The following is a 13596-nucleotide window of genomic DNA, read 5'->3' as shown; positions in this document are numbered from 1 at the left end:
AAGTGAACCGGCGGAGGTTGTCCGGGCGATCTACTGGAGGGGAAATCTAAACTGTCGACGCATACGCCACAGAATTTTCCGGTGACGCACAAAGATCCATACTACAGTGCTCAAGCGGGGCACGCCTGTGAGCGGCCCCGATTTGCACTGCTATGCCGGGAGATGTTCACCACTTGCACTCCCGGATTCTGCGAACTTCTTGCTAGTTCAATTCGAACTTCCTCTTCGCCAATTTCGAGGGCCACCAGACCTTTGGTCCAATTTCCTCAACCAGCGCGGGAACCAGCAGGCTGCGGACCACAAAGGTATCGAGCAGCACGCCGAAGGCCACGATGAAGCCCAGCTGGCCCAGGAACATGATCGGCACAACACCTAATGCGGCAAAGGTCGCGGCAAGCACCGCGCCGGCGGAGGTAATCACGCCGCCGGTGACCTTCAAGCCCACGCGCATGCCCTCGCGGGTGCCGCGTTTCAAGGATTCCTCGCGCACACGGGTCATCAAGAAGATGTTGTAGTCCACGCCCAGCGCCACGAGGAAGACGAAGCCGAACAGCGGCACGGACGGATCTGCGCCCACGTACCCGAAGACGTTATTGAAGACCAGCGCGCTGATGCCCATGGCGGTGCCGTAGGAAAGCACAGTGGTCAGGATCAGCAGCACCGGCGCCAGAATGGAGCGCAGCAGCAGCATCAGGATCAGCAAGATGGCCAGGAGTGTAATCGGAATGATCTTGAACAGGTCGGCAATCGCCGTCTCGTTGGTATCGAGCTGGGTCGCAGTGGTGCCGCCGACCAGGGCGTTGGCATCGAGCGCGTGCATCTGCTCGCGCAGCTCGACTACGGTCTGCTTGGCGGCATCCGAGTCCGCCGCATCGGACAGGGTCACCGATATCAGGTTGCGGCCTTCGACGCTGTACGGCTCGGCTCCTCGGGCGGCCATCGCCGGTCCCCCGTCTTCGGCCTGCAGGTAGGCCGAATCCACGCCGGTGACATCGAGGGCCTTTTCCAGGGCAGTCTGTGCTTCAGCTTCATCGATGATCACCGTGGCCGGGGAGCCCGATCCGCCAGGGAAGTGCTCGCCCAGGGCGATCTGGCCATCTCGCGCTTCGGAAGCGCCCACCACCAGCTCGCTCTGCGGCACGCCATGGGCCTTGAGCTGGGTCATGCCCAGCGCTCCGACGGCCAGCACCAGCGCGGTGATGATCCAGATCGGGCGCGGATGATTGGCGACAAAACGCGCAATGCGGCCCCACAGGCCTTCTTTCTGCTGGCCCTGGGCATCCGCGGCCGCCGGCTTGGGCGGGAATGGCCAGTAGGCGGCCCGGCCCAGCAACCCGAGCACTGCCGGCAGGAAAGTCAGCGCGGCGATGATCGAGAAGATGATGCCCGAGGCGCCGATGGGGCCCAGCGCCTTGTTCGAGTTCAGATCCGAGAACAGCAGGCACAGCAGGCCCACCGTCACGGTGCCGCCCGAAGCGGCAATCGGTTCCACCGAACCCTTCCACGCGGATGCCACAGCCCGCCATTTGTCCTCACCTGCAACGAGGGCTTCCTTGTGCCGTGCCACGAAGAGCAGGGAGTAGTCCGTCGCCGCGCCGATGACCAGGATCGACAAGATGCCCTGGGCCTGGCCGTCCAGGCGGATCCATCCTTCGGATGCCATGAAGTACACCGCGACGATTGCCGCGCAGAGCGCCACCACCGAGGTCAGCAGCACCGTGAACGGAAGCAGGAGCGAGCGGTAGACCAGCAGCAGGATCACCAGCACGGCGGCCAGCGCCACGCCCAGCAGCACTCCGTCAATGCCCCCGAAGGCTTCGACCAGGTCGGCGCTGAAGCCGGCCGGGCCGGTGACATAGGCGCTGGCGCCCTCGGGCTTCTCGGCGGCCAGGAGCGAACGCAGTTCGTCGACTCCCTCGTTGGCCTTCACCTCGTCGGAGACCGGAACAATGAATTCAGCGGCCTTGCCGTCCTCGGAGAGGAAGGGGCCGGTGATCTGGCCGTCAAGATGCGTGAAGCCGTTGAGCGCTTCGCCCACCAGCGCGGCGCTTTCCCGGCTGACCCCGGCATCGCTGGTGAGTAGCACGACCGCTGGAATTGCATCGGTGGAGCGGAATTTGTTCTGCCATTCCAGGGCCTCGGTTGCCTCCGCGGTAGCCGGGAGGAATGAGGTCTGGTCATTGGTCTGGACCTCTGAAAGCTTGCCGAAGGTCGGGCCGCCAATTCCGGCGACACCCAGCCACAGGACGATCACCAGGGCATAGATTCCCGCCCTGATGCCGACGTTCTTCTTGTTCATTCGCTTCTTGCCCGGTGCCTGGCCGGTTTTCGCTAGATGCGCCACTGATCCGTCCTCACTCGTATTTGCTGCCGGTGGATCGACCAGCGATCCCGAACGCAATACTACAAGATGTATTTCCATTATCGAAATACTTCCTAGGCTATTGAGTTTTTCAGACTAGGATTGCGCTTATGAGCGCCAGAGAACAGCACCGCTTGGTCATGCTCCTGCAGGAATTCGGCCAGGCCTCAGATCGGTACGTTGAGTCCACCGGAGCACTGTACGGAACCCATCGCACGGACATGAATGCGCTGTCGATCATCATGAAGCACGAGCAACGCGGCCAGCTGCCTTCTCCCCGCGACCTGAGCCGCGAACTGCAGCTGAGCTCCCCAGCTACCACCGCCATGCTCGACCGCCTTGAAAAACTGGGCATGATCGAGCGCCAGCGCTCGGATGCGGACCGCCGTGTCATCCGCATTGCCATGACCGCCAAAGCACGAGGCAAGGGCAGGGAAATGTTCATGCCGCTGGGCATCAAAATGCGCGAAGTGATCAGCCACTACGACGAACAGCAGCTGCAGGTCATAGCCCGTTTCATGGCCGAAGCGGTTGCCGGGGTGGACAGTGCTCGCGAAGAAGCCGTAACAGCGCGCAACGAATCAGCCCGCAGCATCCCGGCAACCTAGCATTAAGCAGTGACCCTTTCACTCTGGCTTTCCCTTCTCAGCGCCTGCATCGTCATCAGCTTCACCCCCGGTGCCGGTGCGATCAATACCATGAGCAATTCCTTGAGGCAGGGCTGGGGCGCTTCCATCTGGGGCGTGCTCGGGCAGCAGATCGCCCTGCTGATCCATGTGGTCATCGTCGCAGCCGGAGTCGGGCTGCTCGTGGCCAGCTCGCCGTTGCTCTTCGCCATCATCCGCTACGCCGGAGCTGCCTATCTGGTGTACCTGGGCATCCGGATGCTGCTGTCCAAACCCGAGGTCGCCTCCGACGGATCCAGCAGCGGGCACAAGCTGACCCCTTGGGCCATGCTCAACCGCGGCATCCTGGTCAACCTGCTCAACCCCAAGGCCATAGTTTTCTTCCTGGCTTTCACCCCGCAGTTCATCCGCGCCGACCAGCCGCTCCTGGCTCAATACGCCATCTTCATCGGCACGGTCATCGTGGTGGACATCCTGGTGATGTTCTTCTTCTTTGCCGGCACCGCCCGTACCTTCCAGCGCTTCACCGCCACCTACCGGGGTGCCAAGCTGCTGAACATCCTCTTCGGCATCCTATTCATCCTGGTCGCCGCGCTGCTGTTGCTGATCCACTAATTTTTTTCTCCCCCAAAGCCGTCTTGAACCCCTAGTCGTAACCCATTCATGGCCCTGCGCACCGAATCGTTGCCGTTTTGTTGCCGGGAAACGTGCGCGTAGCTATCGATCGAATCGCCTTGTGCCCATAGACTGATGCCATGTTCCGGATAATGATCGTGTGCACGGGAAATATCTGCCGTTCCCCCATGGCCGAGTACATGCTCAAGAATGCGCTCAAGGACGCCGAGGTCTCGCAGGTGGAGGTCATTTCGCGAGCCATCACCGATGGCGAAGTCGGCAAGCGCATCGATGAGCGGGCCGCCAGTACGCTGCGCAGCCATGGGCTTGATGCTGCTGAGCACATTGCCGCCCAGATCGACTCGGACGAAATTGCCAAGATGGATCTTGTCCTGGCAATGGACACCGACCACTTCGAGGATCTCGTTCCCGAATTGGCCGAGATCGATCCGAGCGAACGCCCGCAGCTGCGGATGTTCCGTTCCTTCGATCCGGGAACCGCGAGCTCCCCGCACGACCAGCAGGGCATTTACGACCCTTGGTACGGTGACGCGGGAGATTTCCGCGAGACCTGGAAACTCATTTCTGCTTCCCTGCCTGCCCTTGTAGATTACGTGCGGAGTAATATCACCTCTCGTGGAAACCGCTAGACCAACACTTATTGCCATTGACGGGCGTTCCGGATCCGGCAAAAGCACCTTTGCAACAGACCTAGCGGAATACTTGGAAGCCACAGCCTCCGTAGCTATTTTGCGCCTTGAAGACCTTTACCACGGTTGGGATGGACTGCACAGTTCCTTCGAGCTGTATGAACGGATCCTGCCGCAGCTGGCAGCAGGGCTCACCGCTGCATACCCCACCTGGGATTGGGAATCGAGTACCCTCGGCCAATCCAGCAACTTCTCGCCTGCCGAGATCGTTGTCGTTGAAGGCGTCGGCGCGCTCCATGGCGCAGCCCGGAAGTACCTCGACCTCGGAATCTGGCTTGAGGCCCCGGAAAACTGCCGCCGCGACCGGGCCCTGGCCCGCGACGGCGAGACCTACCGCCCGTACTGGGACATGTGGGCCGAGCAGGAAGATCGGTACCTGAAGGCCCATAACCCGCACCACGCGGCCGACCTGGTGATGGACGCCGCCAGCGACCGCGATCCCATGCAAATCTGGGCACTGGCCTGCCCATACCTGCCCGCCGGAATACGCCAGCGGTGCGCAGGCCCCAACACGGCTCCCAGCGTCCTGGAATTCCGCCAGAGCTACGAGGCGCCAGGTGATGCGGCCTCGCTTTTCGAGCAACTGGCCGCTGCCCTTCCGCATGCCGCGTTATTGGAATCGACAAGCCACAAGCTCAGCGACCCATTGGGACGCAATCGCTATTCGGTGCTTGCTCTCTCCACTGCTCAGCAGCCGCCGTTGCTGAGCGCTACCAGCCACGGCACGAGCATCCGACTGCCCGGCGCTGAAGTACGGCTGGGCAAAGATTTCTTCCGCGCCCTGGCTGGCTGCTGGCCTGGCTCGCCAATCGATGCGAAAACCGGCTATCCGTTGCCCGCATGGGTGGGGTATCTCGGGTATGAGCTGAAACGCGAGGTCGGCGCAGCAGATCTGCAGGCTGTGGTTGAACCCGGACGGGTACGCCCGGATGCCCAGTTATTCGCGCCGGACACCGTGGTGGTCATCGACCATCACCAAGAGCAGATGCATCTGCACAGCATTGCCGAGCCCGCAGCGGCAGTGAGCATCCTATTGGGCAACCCGCCAGAACTGCGCAGCGGGCGGGAATTGCCCATCCCGGAATTCAGCTGCGCGGATACTGCAACCGGCTACAGGCACAAGATCCGCAAAGCTCAACGGGAGATCTATGAAGGCAACACCTACGAAGTGTGCCTGACCACCGAGTTGACCGCCCATGCCGAACAGTTCGATCCATTCGAAGCCTATTGCCGCATGCGCCGCTCCAGCCCGGCACCCTTTGCCCACTACCTGCGCTTCGCCAATCTGCAGATCGCCAGCATGTCGCCGGAACGCTTCCTCGCGCTGTCCAAGGACGGGCAGCTGCGGGCCGAGCCGATCAAGGGCACCCGTCCGCGCGGCGAGAATGAAGAATCGGATCTCGCTTTGAAGCATGATTTGGCTACGCATCCCAAGGACCGGGCCGAGAACATCATGATCGTCGACCTGCTGCGCAACGACCTGTCGCACCATGCGGTTCCCGGTTCGGTGAAGGTAGCCCGGCTGTGCGCGGTGGAATCCTATGCGACGGTGCACCAGATGGTCTCGACCATCGACGCAACGCTGTCCTCCCCGCACTTGGCCGCCGAGGCCCTGCGTGAAGCGTTCCCTCCCGGTTCCATGACCGGTGCACCGAAGCTGTCCACAATGAATATCCTGGATGAGCTGGAAGACCATCGTACCCGCGGACTGTACTCAGGGGCGGTGGGCTATTTGGGTGCTGATGGCGCTGCCGACTTCTCAGTGGTGATCCGCACCCTGGTCTGCGACCAGCTGGCTGACCAGTCATGGCGCTTGAGCTTGGGCTTAGGCGGAGCGATTACCGCAGATTCGGTACCCGCCGACGAATGGGACGAGGTCATCACCAAATCCCGTGGTGTGCTCCAGGCGCTGGGGGCCAGCTTCCCGGACGAATCCTAAGCGCTACGCGTCACTGCAAGGTGGCCGTCAGGCGTGCGACGTTGTCGATCCAACGTTGCATGCGCGGCCGGCGGCGCCACTGCGACAGGGTGATCTCCGAAGAAATATCCCGATAGTGGTTCTGCACCTGGTTGACCGCATCGACCATTTCCCGGCCCAGCAGCATCACGGATATCTCCATGTTCAGGCTGAACGAACGCATATCCATATTCGAGGATCCCACCACCGCCACCTCGTTATCCACGGTGAAGCACTTGGTATGCAGCACCATGGGAGCCGGATACCGGTGGATGCGCACGCCGGCTTCCAGCAGCTGCTGGTAATACGACTGCTGTGCATGGTGCACCAGGAACTGGTCGCCTTCTTCGCAAACATACAACTCGACTTCCACCCCGCGCTGTGCGGCAGTGGTGATGGCGTAGAGCAGCGAATCGTCGGGAACGAAGTAGGGACTGGTGATCTCCAGGCGTTCGGAGGCCGAATAGATCAGCGTATTGAACAGCCGAAGGTTGTTCTCGGTCCCGTAGCCTGGGCCGCTGGGCAGCAGCTGCGCCAGGGTGGAGCCAGGGCGTTCCTCGTAGGCCAGCGGGTGGCGGGCCTCGGCCATGTCCATCAGCACTTCCTGGTCGTCGTCCTCCTGCCACCAGTCGGTAGCGAAGGTGACGTCCAGGCTGCGCACCAGCGGGCCTTCGACGCGCAACATCATTTCAACCCATTCGCGGCCAACCTTGTGGGCGGACTCGCGCTTGTAGCCAGGTTCGATCAGGTTCTGGCTTCCGGTGAAAGCCACCTCGCCGTCAACCACCAGGATCTTGCGGTGGTTGCGCAGATCCGGGCGTCGCCAGCGCCGGCCAATCAAGTCGATGGGCAGCATCGGGTGCCAGTTGATATTGGACTTCTTCAGGCGCTTCTTGAAATCCTTGTAGCCCTTGACGCGCAAGGTCCCCAAGTGGTCGAAAAGCAATCGGACGTGCACGCCGCGATCCGCTGCCGCTTCCAGCGCATCGAGTACCGGCCCAACATAGTCCGGGTCATCGCCCATGATGTAGAACTGGATGTGCACATAACGGGTGGCCTTTTCGATTTCCAGTCGCATTGCGTCAAGCGAGGCACGGTAATCGGAAAGGACCTCAACTTGGTTGCCGCCTTCCAGCGGCATGGCACCAAGGTTGCGATTGAGCATGACCGCCGATTCGACCCATTCCTCCTGGGAATGGAATTCTTCGGGCAGCTGCATGTGGCTCGTGGCCTTCATGATTTCATCGTGAGCCCGCCGCTGCTTTTCCAACCGGCTGCGCGACAGCCGTGGATTGGCGAATAGCCAATAGGCGACAAGTCCTACCACGGGCAGGAAGAAGATGGCCAAGAGCCATGCCATTGCGGTGGTGGGGCGCCGGTTGCCCGGAACGATGCCGATCATGAAGTAGCGGACCGCAAGCTCAATCGCGACCAGCACGCTCCAGAGAACACCGCCGATCTGCAAGAAGACTTCATTGCTCGGCCACACGTAGGCACCCCCTTTGGCTATACACTCGAAGTTGGCATTTCGGCCTCTGATCTGCGATATACAGGCCAAAATCCTTCGATTAGCTTATCGAACAATCTCCTGCTTGTCTGAATCTCCGCCCGCAGAAATCACGCAGAAGACGCTGGGGTTCGATAATCTGTCTTTATGAGCTCACTTGTATTCTTGGATCCTGCCTATCCGGCCGGACGTCTTGCCGATATCACCGCACCGCAACTTCTGGTCACTGCACAGGGAGTCACGCGAGGTGATGGCATCTTCGAATCGATGCTCTACACCAACCAGGCCGTCCGCAAATTCGAAGCGCATCTGGCACGGTTGGCAATCTCTGCTGAAGTCGCAGACCTGGCCATCCCCGATTCGCGCAGCTGGTATGCCGCGGTCGACACCGCGGTGGCCGACTTCGACGCCACCGGCGGCGCCGAAGAGGCCGTGGTGAAGCTGGTCGCTGCACGCGGCGAGCACGACAACGATCCCGCCATTTGCTGGGTCACCGTCACCCCGGCACCGGCGCTGGGCAAGGAACAGCGCGAAACCGGCGTGGATGTCCTGCTGCTGGACCGCGGCTACGACTCGAAGCTGGCAGAACGCGCACCATGGCTCATGATGGGCGCCAAGACCCTCTCCTATTCGATCAACATGGCCGCCCTGCGCTACGCGCACAAGCACGGCGCCCATGACGTCATCTTCACTTCGGCTGACGGCATCATCCTCGAAGCTCCGACCTCAACCGTGCTGGTTGCCCAGCGCGATGGCGAGACCAAGCGGCTGCTCACCCCGATGCTGGAAACCGGCATTCTGCCAGGCACCACGCAAAGCGCGATCTTCGATGCGGCGGCGCAGGACGGCTGGGAGCTGGGCTATGGCCCGCTTCGCCCTGAAGACCTGTACCAGGCCGACGGCGTGTGGCTGGTGTCATCGATCCGCCTGCTCACCCCGGTGCGCACCATCGATGCCAAGCCGTTGCGGCTGGACGCCGAGCTCCATGAGGAGCTCAGCGCCCTGAGCGACGCAATCCGCTAGGACCACACCAGGTTGTAGGTCCCTGCCAGCACGGCCGCAGCCATGGCGGTCGTGCCAAGCAGGATTCCGGTTGCCAGCACCATGCCATCACGCCAGGTGAAGGTGGCCGTGCGAATCCAGGTGCGCTTGGCCGTGCCGAACCCCTTGGCCTCCATCGTGGTTGCCAGCCGTCCGGCGCGGCGTATCGCCTGCACCAGCAACGCCAGCACCTGGCCGAGGGTTGCCCTGATGCGCTGGCCCACGGTGCCGAAGTTTCCGACACCGCGAGCACGCCGGGCCAGGGTGAGCGTGGTGAATTCTTCCACCATCAGCCCAAGCAATCGCATGCCTGCCAGCGCCCCGAGCACAAACCGGTGCGGGACCTTCAGCTGCTGGGACAGCGCCCCGCCCAAATCGCTGGGGTTCGTGGTGGCCAGCAGCAAGATGCACGGGATGGCCAGTGCGAAGGCGCGCAGTCCGGTGGCGATGCCGCCGGCTACCGATCCCTCGGTGATGCTGAAGGCGCCGAATTGCGCGTACACCATGCCGCTGTCCTGGCCCACCAGGGCAATGCCCCAGGCCGCGAAGATCCCGGCAAGCAGCAACGGCCACGCACGCTTGAGGAATTTCAGCAGGCTCAGCCCGGCCAGCGGGAAGAACACCACGGTCGCCAGGATAATCACCAGTGCCGAGACCCAATCCAAGGTGGTGATCAGCGGCAGCGTTGCCGCGGCCACCGCACCCAGCTTGGCCAGCGGATTGATCTTCGCCAGCCAGCTGTGCCCTACCGGCGCATCGAGCACCGGCCCTTGGCGCGGGGCATCAGCATCCGGGGTGCCGGAAGCGAGCACCAGCTGGTTGGCCTGGAGCACCGAGGCAAAATGCTCATCGTGGGTGACTGCAATGATCGCAGTGCCCTGCTGCAGCTCTTCGACCAGCAACCCGGCCAGCTCCCGCCAGGTGTTCGCATCCTGCCCGAACGTCGGCTCGTCGAGGATCAGCACCTCTGGCGAGGCTGCCAAAACGGTGGCCACGGACAGCCGGCGCTTCTCTCCGCCGGATAGCGTGAACGGATTCGCCTCAGCCAAATGCGCCAACCCCAAGCGTTCAAGCAACGCATCGACGCGCGCCTGGACCTGGGCCGGGTCGTACTTCGGCGCGTTGGCGCTGCTCGCCTGCGCACGGCTGGGTGCGAAAGCCAGCTCTTCGCGGACGCTCTGCGTCACGAACTGGTGTTCGGGCTCCTGGAAGACCGAGCCGATCCGCCCGATCAGTGCACCGGCTTTCCAAGCAAACGGGGAATTGCCCAGGCCGTCGGCCAGTTGCGCGGTGGCCGTCAGCTCACCGCTGGCCGGGGCCAGCAAACCGCCCAGGGCCAGGGCCAGCGTCGATTTGCCGGCGCCGTTCTCGCCGAGAATCACCGTGGCGGTGCCCGCCTGCACTTCCATATCCACCGCCTGGGTATGCGGCGCGGTAGCCGTGCGGGCGCAGACCAGCTGCCGCGCTTCCAGCAGCATAGCTCCGGCAAGGTTCTCGGCCGGTGCCACCTGCGGAACATATCCGGGAACCCATAGCCCGGCGGCAGCCAGCTCCTGGCGCACGGGTTCTTCGGTGTACAGCTGACGCGGATCCAGGTCGTGCGCGACTCCCCCGCCCGGTTCCAGCACGATAACCCGGTCCATATGCTCTGCCCAGGCTTCGAGCCGATGCTCAACCACAACCAGCGTGGCACCGGATAGCTTCGCGGCGTTCAGCACCGCATCGCGCAACGGCCCGATGCTCTGCGGGTCCACGTTGGCGGTCGGTTCATCGAGCAGCATGAGGCCGGGTTCCATGGCCAGGATGCCAGCCAGGGCCAAGCGCTGCTTCTGCCCGCCGGAGAGCTGCTGGGTGCGGTGGTCGAAGGACAGCGCGCCCAATCCGACCGCGTCCAGCACTTCGGGGATCCGCTGGCGGATCACGCCCGGATCCATCCCGAGGTTCTCCGCTCCGAAGGCCACATCATCGGCGACCCTGCTTTGCACGACCTGGGTTTCCGGGTCCTGCTGCATCAAGCCCACCGGGTGGCTCCGGCTGAACGCATCGTTGCCATCAATCAGCAGCTGGCCGGCAAGCTGCTGATCCTCATCGGCTTCCAGCAGCCCGGCCATTGCATGCAGCAACGTCGACTTGCCGGCACCGGATGGACCGAGCAGCAGCACCTTTTCACCGGCGTGGATCTGCAGATCCAGCCCCGAGATGGCAGGTTCCTGCCGCTCCGAGTGCTGCCAGCCGAAACCAGTTGCGGTGATTGACGCTCCGCGCTGGGTCAGCGAGGCGGCATCGGAATTGGCAACTGAACTCATTTTGCGGTTTCCAGGTGTGCACGCCGGCTCGCCAGTGCGCTCAGGGCACCGGTCTTCGCCAGTCCGCGCGTGGCCAGCCAGGACAGCAGCCCGGCGATGACCAGACCGGAAACACCGGTGGCGATCACGTGGAAGATCTTCATCCCGGCGGTGTACTCGACGTAGTAGGCCAGGATGTATGCCTCGGTAATGCCGGCGAACAGGCCGGAGAACAGGCCTGCCAGAAGTGCCACGCCCAGGTTCCACTTGCGGTAGCGGAATGCCGCGAAGACCAGCTCCGCGCCCAGGCCCTGGACCAGGCCGGAGATCAGCACGGTCAACCCGTAGTGCGAGCCGAGCAGCGCTTCAACCACGGCGGCCAGCAGCTCGCAGTAGATCGCGGCGCCAGGCTTGCGGATAATCAATGCGCCGAGCACCGCGGGGAACAGCCACATGCCGGTGAGCAGCGCGGTGGCTGGAGGGAAAGCCGCGAAGGCCAGCGAAAACAGGCCGTAGCCGGCACTCCATGCCCAGAAAATGACTCCTGAAGCCACGGCGATCACCGATGCCACGACGATATCGACGACACGCCAGCCGGTACGATGCTTCGAAATTGTTTCGTTCATTGTTGGTCCTCCTGTGGAAAGGAGGGGGGATGCACGGAATGAGGGCATGCTGCGCCTATCCGCATCCGAGATGCTCGACTTCCTTCGCCGGTACTAGCCGGGGCAGGTTCGAGGGTCTGCGATCCATCGCACTCTCAGCGTCCTGCGACTTCGTAGAAGTCTGACGCTCCCCTGTCGGAATAATTACTGCTCCCCCACCATACCGCAGGTATGCTGGGCAGAGGAACGATGTGTCACGAGCTTGATCGCGAGGAAAAAATGGATAAAGTGCAGAAACTTGTCACTACCGGCATCACCGTTGGCGCGGGCATGCTCGGTGGCAAGCTGGTTGATTTCATTTGGTTGAAGGCAACTGGCAGCAAAGCGCCACGCAAGGGCACCGAGGAAGCGGCTGAAGCGTCCTTCCGCCGCGCATTGGGCTTCGCGATCGTCTCGGCCCTGGTGGCAGCGATCATGCAGACCGTGGCCGACCGCAGCGCCAACAAGGTTGTTGCCAAGTTCACCAAATAGGCTTCGGCGGCAAGCCGAGAGCGGGAGCAGTTCAGCTGAACTGCTCCCGCTCTTTTCGCATTACTTGTCCTCTGGCGCTTCGGCCTTGGACATCGGTGTTGCTCCGGTGGGCGGTGCGCCGTTGACCTTGTTGACCACAAGGCTGAGCTCATCGGAGAACAGGGTTTCCTTGGCCGCGTGCTTGGTGCGGTAGCCGGAACGGCCGATCATGTGGGCGGAAACCGGCGCTGTCAGCAGCTGCATGCCCCAAGCCAACGCGAGGACCGGGATGACCGCCCAGCTGCGCAGGTAGATGGCCAACCCGGCGAAGATCAGCAGGAAGCCGAGCACCTGCGGCTTGGTGGCCGCGTGCATGCGGGTGAGCATGTCCGGGAAGGTTAGCAAGCCGATGCCTGCGATCAAGGACATCAGGCAGCCGAGGATCAGTAGGATGGCGACGAGGATATCGAGGAAGAGTTCCATTAGGCATTCCTCTGATCCGAGACGAAGCGTGAGACGGTCACCGAGCCGATGAAGCCGAGCATGCACGCGGCAACCACGAACAGCAGGTAGTCGGTGTGCTTGTGCAGCACCATCTCCAGGCACAGGGCGGCGGAGATGATCAGCAGCATCACGTCCAGGGCAAGCACCCGGTCTAGGATTGATGGCCCCTTGGCAACCCGGATCAGGCAGGCGATGGCACCCAGCCCGAGCATGATGCCGCAGATCCAGATGACGATATCCAGCATGTTTATCCCTTCCTCGCAGCGAAGTCCGGTCCGCATTCGCTCTTGATCGCCTCGTACTCGTCACGGCTGCCGATGGCCATGATCAGCCGGCGTTCGATGTCCCGGATAGCTGCCCGTGCCGTCTCCACATCCTCCGGCGACTGGATGTCGATGTAGTGCAGGTACAGGGTCGACGAGCTGCGGTCCACGTCGATCACGAAGGATCCCGGGATCAGCGTGAGCACGTGGCCCACGGTCATCACGATCAGGTCCGAGCCGGTGCGCAGCGGGACGGCGATGATCGCGCTGCGGGTGTTCTTCCCGCGGACCATTGCCAGCCAGGCCACGTGGACGCTGGCCGCGACTACCTGCCCGAGGAACCAGATGAACAGCTTCACGCAGTACCAGAGGTTGATCCGGCCCGAAAGGACCACCGGCGGCAGCGGGAACAGGTTCACGATCACCAGCGCAATGACCGCCCCGAAGATCATGTTCGCCAGCGAGAAGTCCTGCCAGAGGGCGCCCCAGACGAAGAGCAGCAGCAGCAGGAGCGGCCACTCCTGCTTGAGTGTCGCACGGTGGCGCACGCCGGAGGTATCCAGCGCATCATCGATGCGCTGGTCGCGCGGTTCAAAGTTCTTGTTCGGCAT

Annotated in this window: 13 protein-coding genes and 1 riboswitch; of the genes, 6 read left to right on the top strand and 7 right to left on the bottom strand. The window is 62.7% G+C overall.

The window, feature by feature from the left end; all coding sequences use genetic code 11:
• Positions 1-202: 202 nt before the first annotated feature.
• Positions 203-2299, bottom strand: a complete 2097-nt coding sequence (locus BKX98_RS00180) for an MMPL family transporter (protein WP_073706407.1) — start codon at positions 2297-2299, stop codon at positions 203-205.
• A 173-nt stretch (positions 2300-2472) separates the two neighbouring features.
• On the opposite strand from BKX98_RS00180, the gene BKX98_RS00175 reads away from it, so the two are divergent.
• From BKX98_RS00175 to BKX98_RS00160, 4 genes are all read left to right on the top strand, one after another.
• Entirely contained in the window at positions 2473-2970 is a 498-nt protein-coding gene (locus BKX98_RS00175; protein WP_038991728.1) for a MarR family winged helix-turn-helix transcriptional regulator, read from the top strand.
• 9 nt (positions 2971-2979) lie between these two features.
• Complete coding sequence (locus BKX98_RS00170; protein WP_066141102.1) at positions 2980-3603, top strand: LysE family transporter; 624 nt, start codon at positions 2980-2982, stop codon at positions 3601-3603.
• Between the two features lie 140 nt (positions 3604-3743).
• A complete protein-coding gene (locus BKX98_RS00165; protein WP_038991730.1) occupies positions 3744-4253 on the top strand; it encodes a low molecular weight protein-tyrosine-phosphatase in 510 nt (169 codons plus the stop codon).
• Between the two features lie 73 nt (positions 4254-4326).
• A complete protein-coding gene (locus tag BKX98_RS00160; protein ID WP_233125250.1) occupies positions 4327-6252 on the top strand; it encodes a chorismate-binding protein in 1926 nt (641 codons plus the stop codon).
• Between the two features lie 10 nt (positions 6253-6262).
• Here BKX98_RS00160 and cls read toward each other — a convergent pair whose 3' ends face one another.
• Positions 6263-7759, bottom strand: a complete 1497-nt coding sequence (cls, locus tag BKX98_RS00155; RefSeq protein ID WP_255314538.1) for a cardiolipin synthase — start codon at positions 7757-7759, stop codon at positions 6263-6265.
• A gap of 165 nt (positions 7760-7924) precedes the next feature.
• Between cls and BKX98_RS00150 the strand changes: the two genes are divergently transcribed.
• Positions 7925-8800 (top strand): aminodeoxychorismate lyase, encoded by an 876-nt coding sequence (locus BKX98_RS00150; RefSeq protein ID WP_038991732.1) that lies wholly within the window; start codon positions 7925-7927, stop codon positions 8798-8800.
• Here the strand turns inward: BKX98_RS00150 and BKX98_RS00145 are convergent.
• Positions 8797-11124: an ATP-binding cassette domain-containing protein gene (locus BKX98_RS00145; protein ID WP_073705810.1), complete on the bottom strand. Its 2328-nt coding sequence runs from the start codon at positions 11122-11124 to the stop codon at positions 8797-8799. The genes BKX98_RS00150 and BKX98_RS00145 overlap by 4 nt on opposite strands.
• Positions 11121-11729: an ECF transporter S component gene (locus BKX98_RS00140; protein WP_073705809.1), complete on the bottom strand. Its 609-nt coding sequence runs from the start codon at positions 11727-11729 to the stop codon at positions 11121-11123. Before BKX98_RS00140 ends, BKX98_RS00145 begins: the two co-directional genes overlap by 4 nt.
• A 62-nt stretch (positions 11730-11791) precedes the next feature.
• A riboswitch (TPP riboswitch) is annotated at positions 11792-11912 on the bottom strand.
• A gap of 84 nt (positions 11913-11996) precedes the next feature.
• On the opposite strand from BKX98_RS00140, the gene BKX98_RS00135 reads away from it, so the two are divergent.
• Positions 11997-12239, top strand: coding sequence for a DUF4235 domain-containing protein (locus BKX98_RS00135; protein ID WP_052253819.1), 243 nt, complete (start codon positions 11997-11999; stop codon positions 12237-12239).
• A gap of 60 nt (positions 12240-12299) precedes the next feature.
• Here BKX98_RS00135 and mnhG read toward each other — a convergent pair whose 3' ends face one another.
• Genes mnhG through BKX98_RS00120 form a run of 3 tightly spaced genes read right to left on the bottom strand, consistent with a single transcriptional unit; the run spans position 12300 to position 13596 of the window.
• Positions 12300-12701, bottom strand: coding sequence for a monovalent cation/H(+) antiporter subunit G (gene mnhG, locus BKX98_RS00130; protein WP_073705808.1), 402 nt, complete (start codon positions 12699-12701; stop codon positions 12300-12302).
• Positions 12701-12967: a monovalent cation/H+ antiporter complex subunit F gene (locus BKX98_RS00125; RefSeq protein ID WP_038991741.1), complete on the bottom strand. Its 267-nt coding sequence runs from the start codon at positions 12965-12967 to the stop codon at positions 12701-12703. The genes mnhG and BKX98_RS00125 overlap by 1 nt, the downstream gene beginning before the upstream one ends.
• 2 nt (positions 12968-12969) lie before the next feature.
• Positions 12970-13596 (bottom strand): Na+/H+ antiporter subunit E, encoded by a 627-nt coding sequence (locus tag BKX98_RS00120; protein ID WP_307723211.1) that lies wholly within the window; start codon positions 13594-13596, stop codon positions 12970-12972.

The sequence above is a fragment of the Glutamicibacter sp. 0426 genome (assembly GCF_001906485.1).
Classification (GTDB): domain Bacteria; phylum Actinomycetota; class Actinomycetes; order Actinomycetales; family Micrococcaceae; genus Glutamicibacter; species Glutamicibacter nicotianae.
This window is presented reverse-complemented; position numbering and strand designations above follow the sequence as displayed.

Excerpts from the sequence above, each read along its gene's own strand:
- BKX98_RS00125 (WP_038991741.1), bottom strand. The coding sequence starts at position 12,967 with ATGCTGGATATCGTCATCTGGATCTGCGGCATCATGCTCGGGCTGGGT.
- BKX98_RS00140 (WP_073705809.1), bottom strand. The coding sequence starts at position 11,729 with ATGAACGAAACAATTTCGAAGCATCGTACCGGCTGGCGTGTCGTCGAT.
- BKX98_RS00145 (WP_073705810.1), bottom strand. The coding sequence starts at position 11,124 with ATGAGTTCAGTTGCCAATTCCGATGCCGCCTCGCTGACCCAGCGCGGA.
- BKX98_RS00180 (WP_073706407.1), bottom strand. The coding sequence starts at position 2,299 with ATGAACAAGAAGAACGTCGGCATCAGGGCGGGAATCTATGCCCTGGTG.
- BKX98_RS00150 (WP_038991732.1), top strand. The coding sequence starts at position 7,925 with ATGAGCTCACTTGTATTCTTGGATCCTGCCTATCCGGCCGGACGTCTT.
- BKX98_RS00175 (WP_038991728.1), top strand. The coding sequence starts at position 2,473 with ATGAGCGCCAGAGAACAGCACCGCTTGGTCATGCTCCTGCAGGAATTC.
- BKX98_RS00120 (WP_307723211.1), bottom strand. The coding sequence starts at position 13,596 with ATGCCGAACAAGAACTTTGAACCGCGCGACCAGCGCATCGATGATGCG.
- mnhG (WP_073705808.1), bottom strand. The coding sequence starts at position 12,701 with ATGGAACTCTTCCTCGATATCCTCGTCGCCATCCTACTGATCCTCGGC.
- BKX98_RS00165 (WP_038991730.1), top strand. The coding sequence starts at position 3,744 with ATGTTCCGGATAATGATCGTGTGCACGGGAAATATCTGCCGTTCCCCC.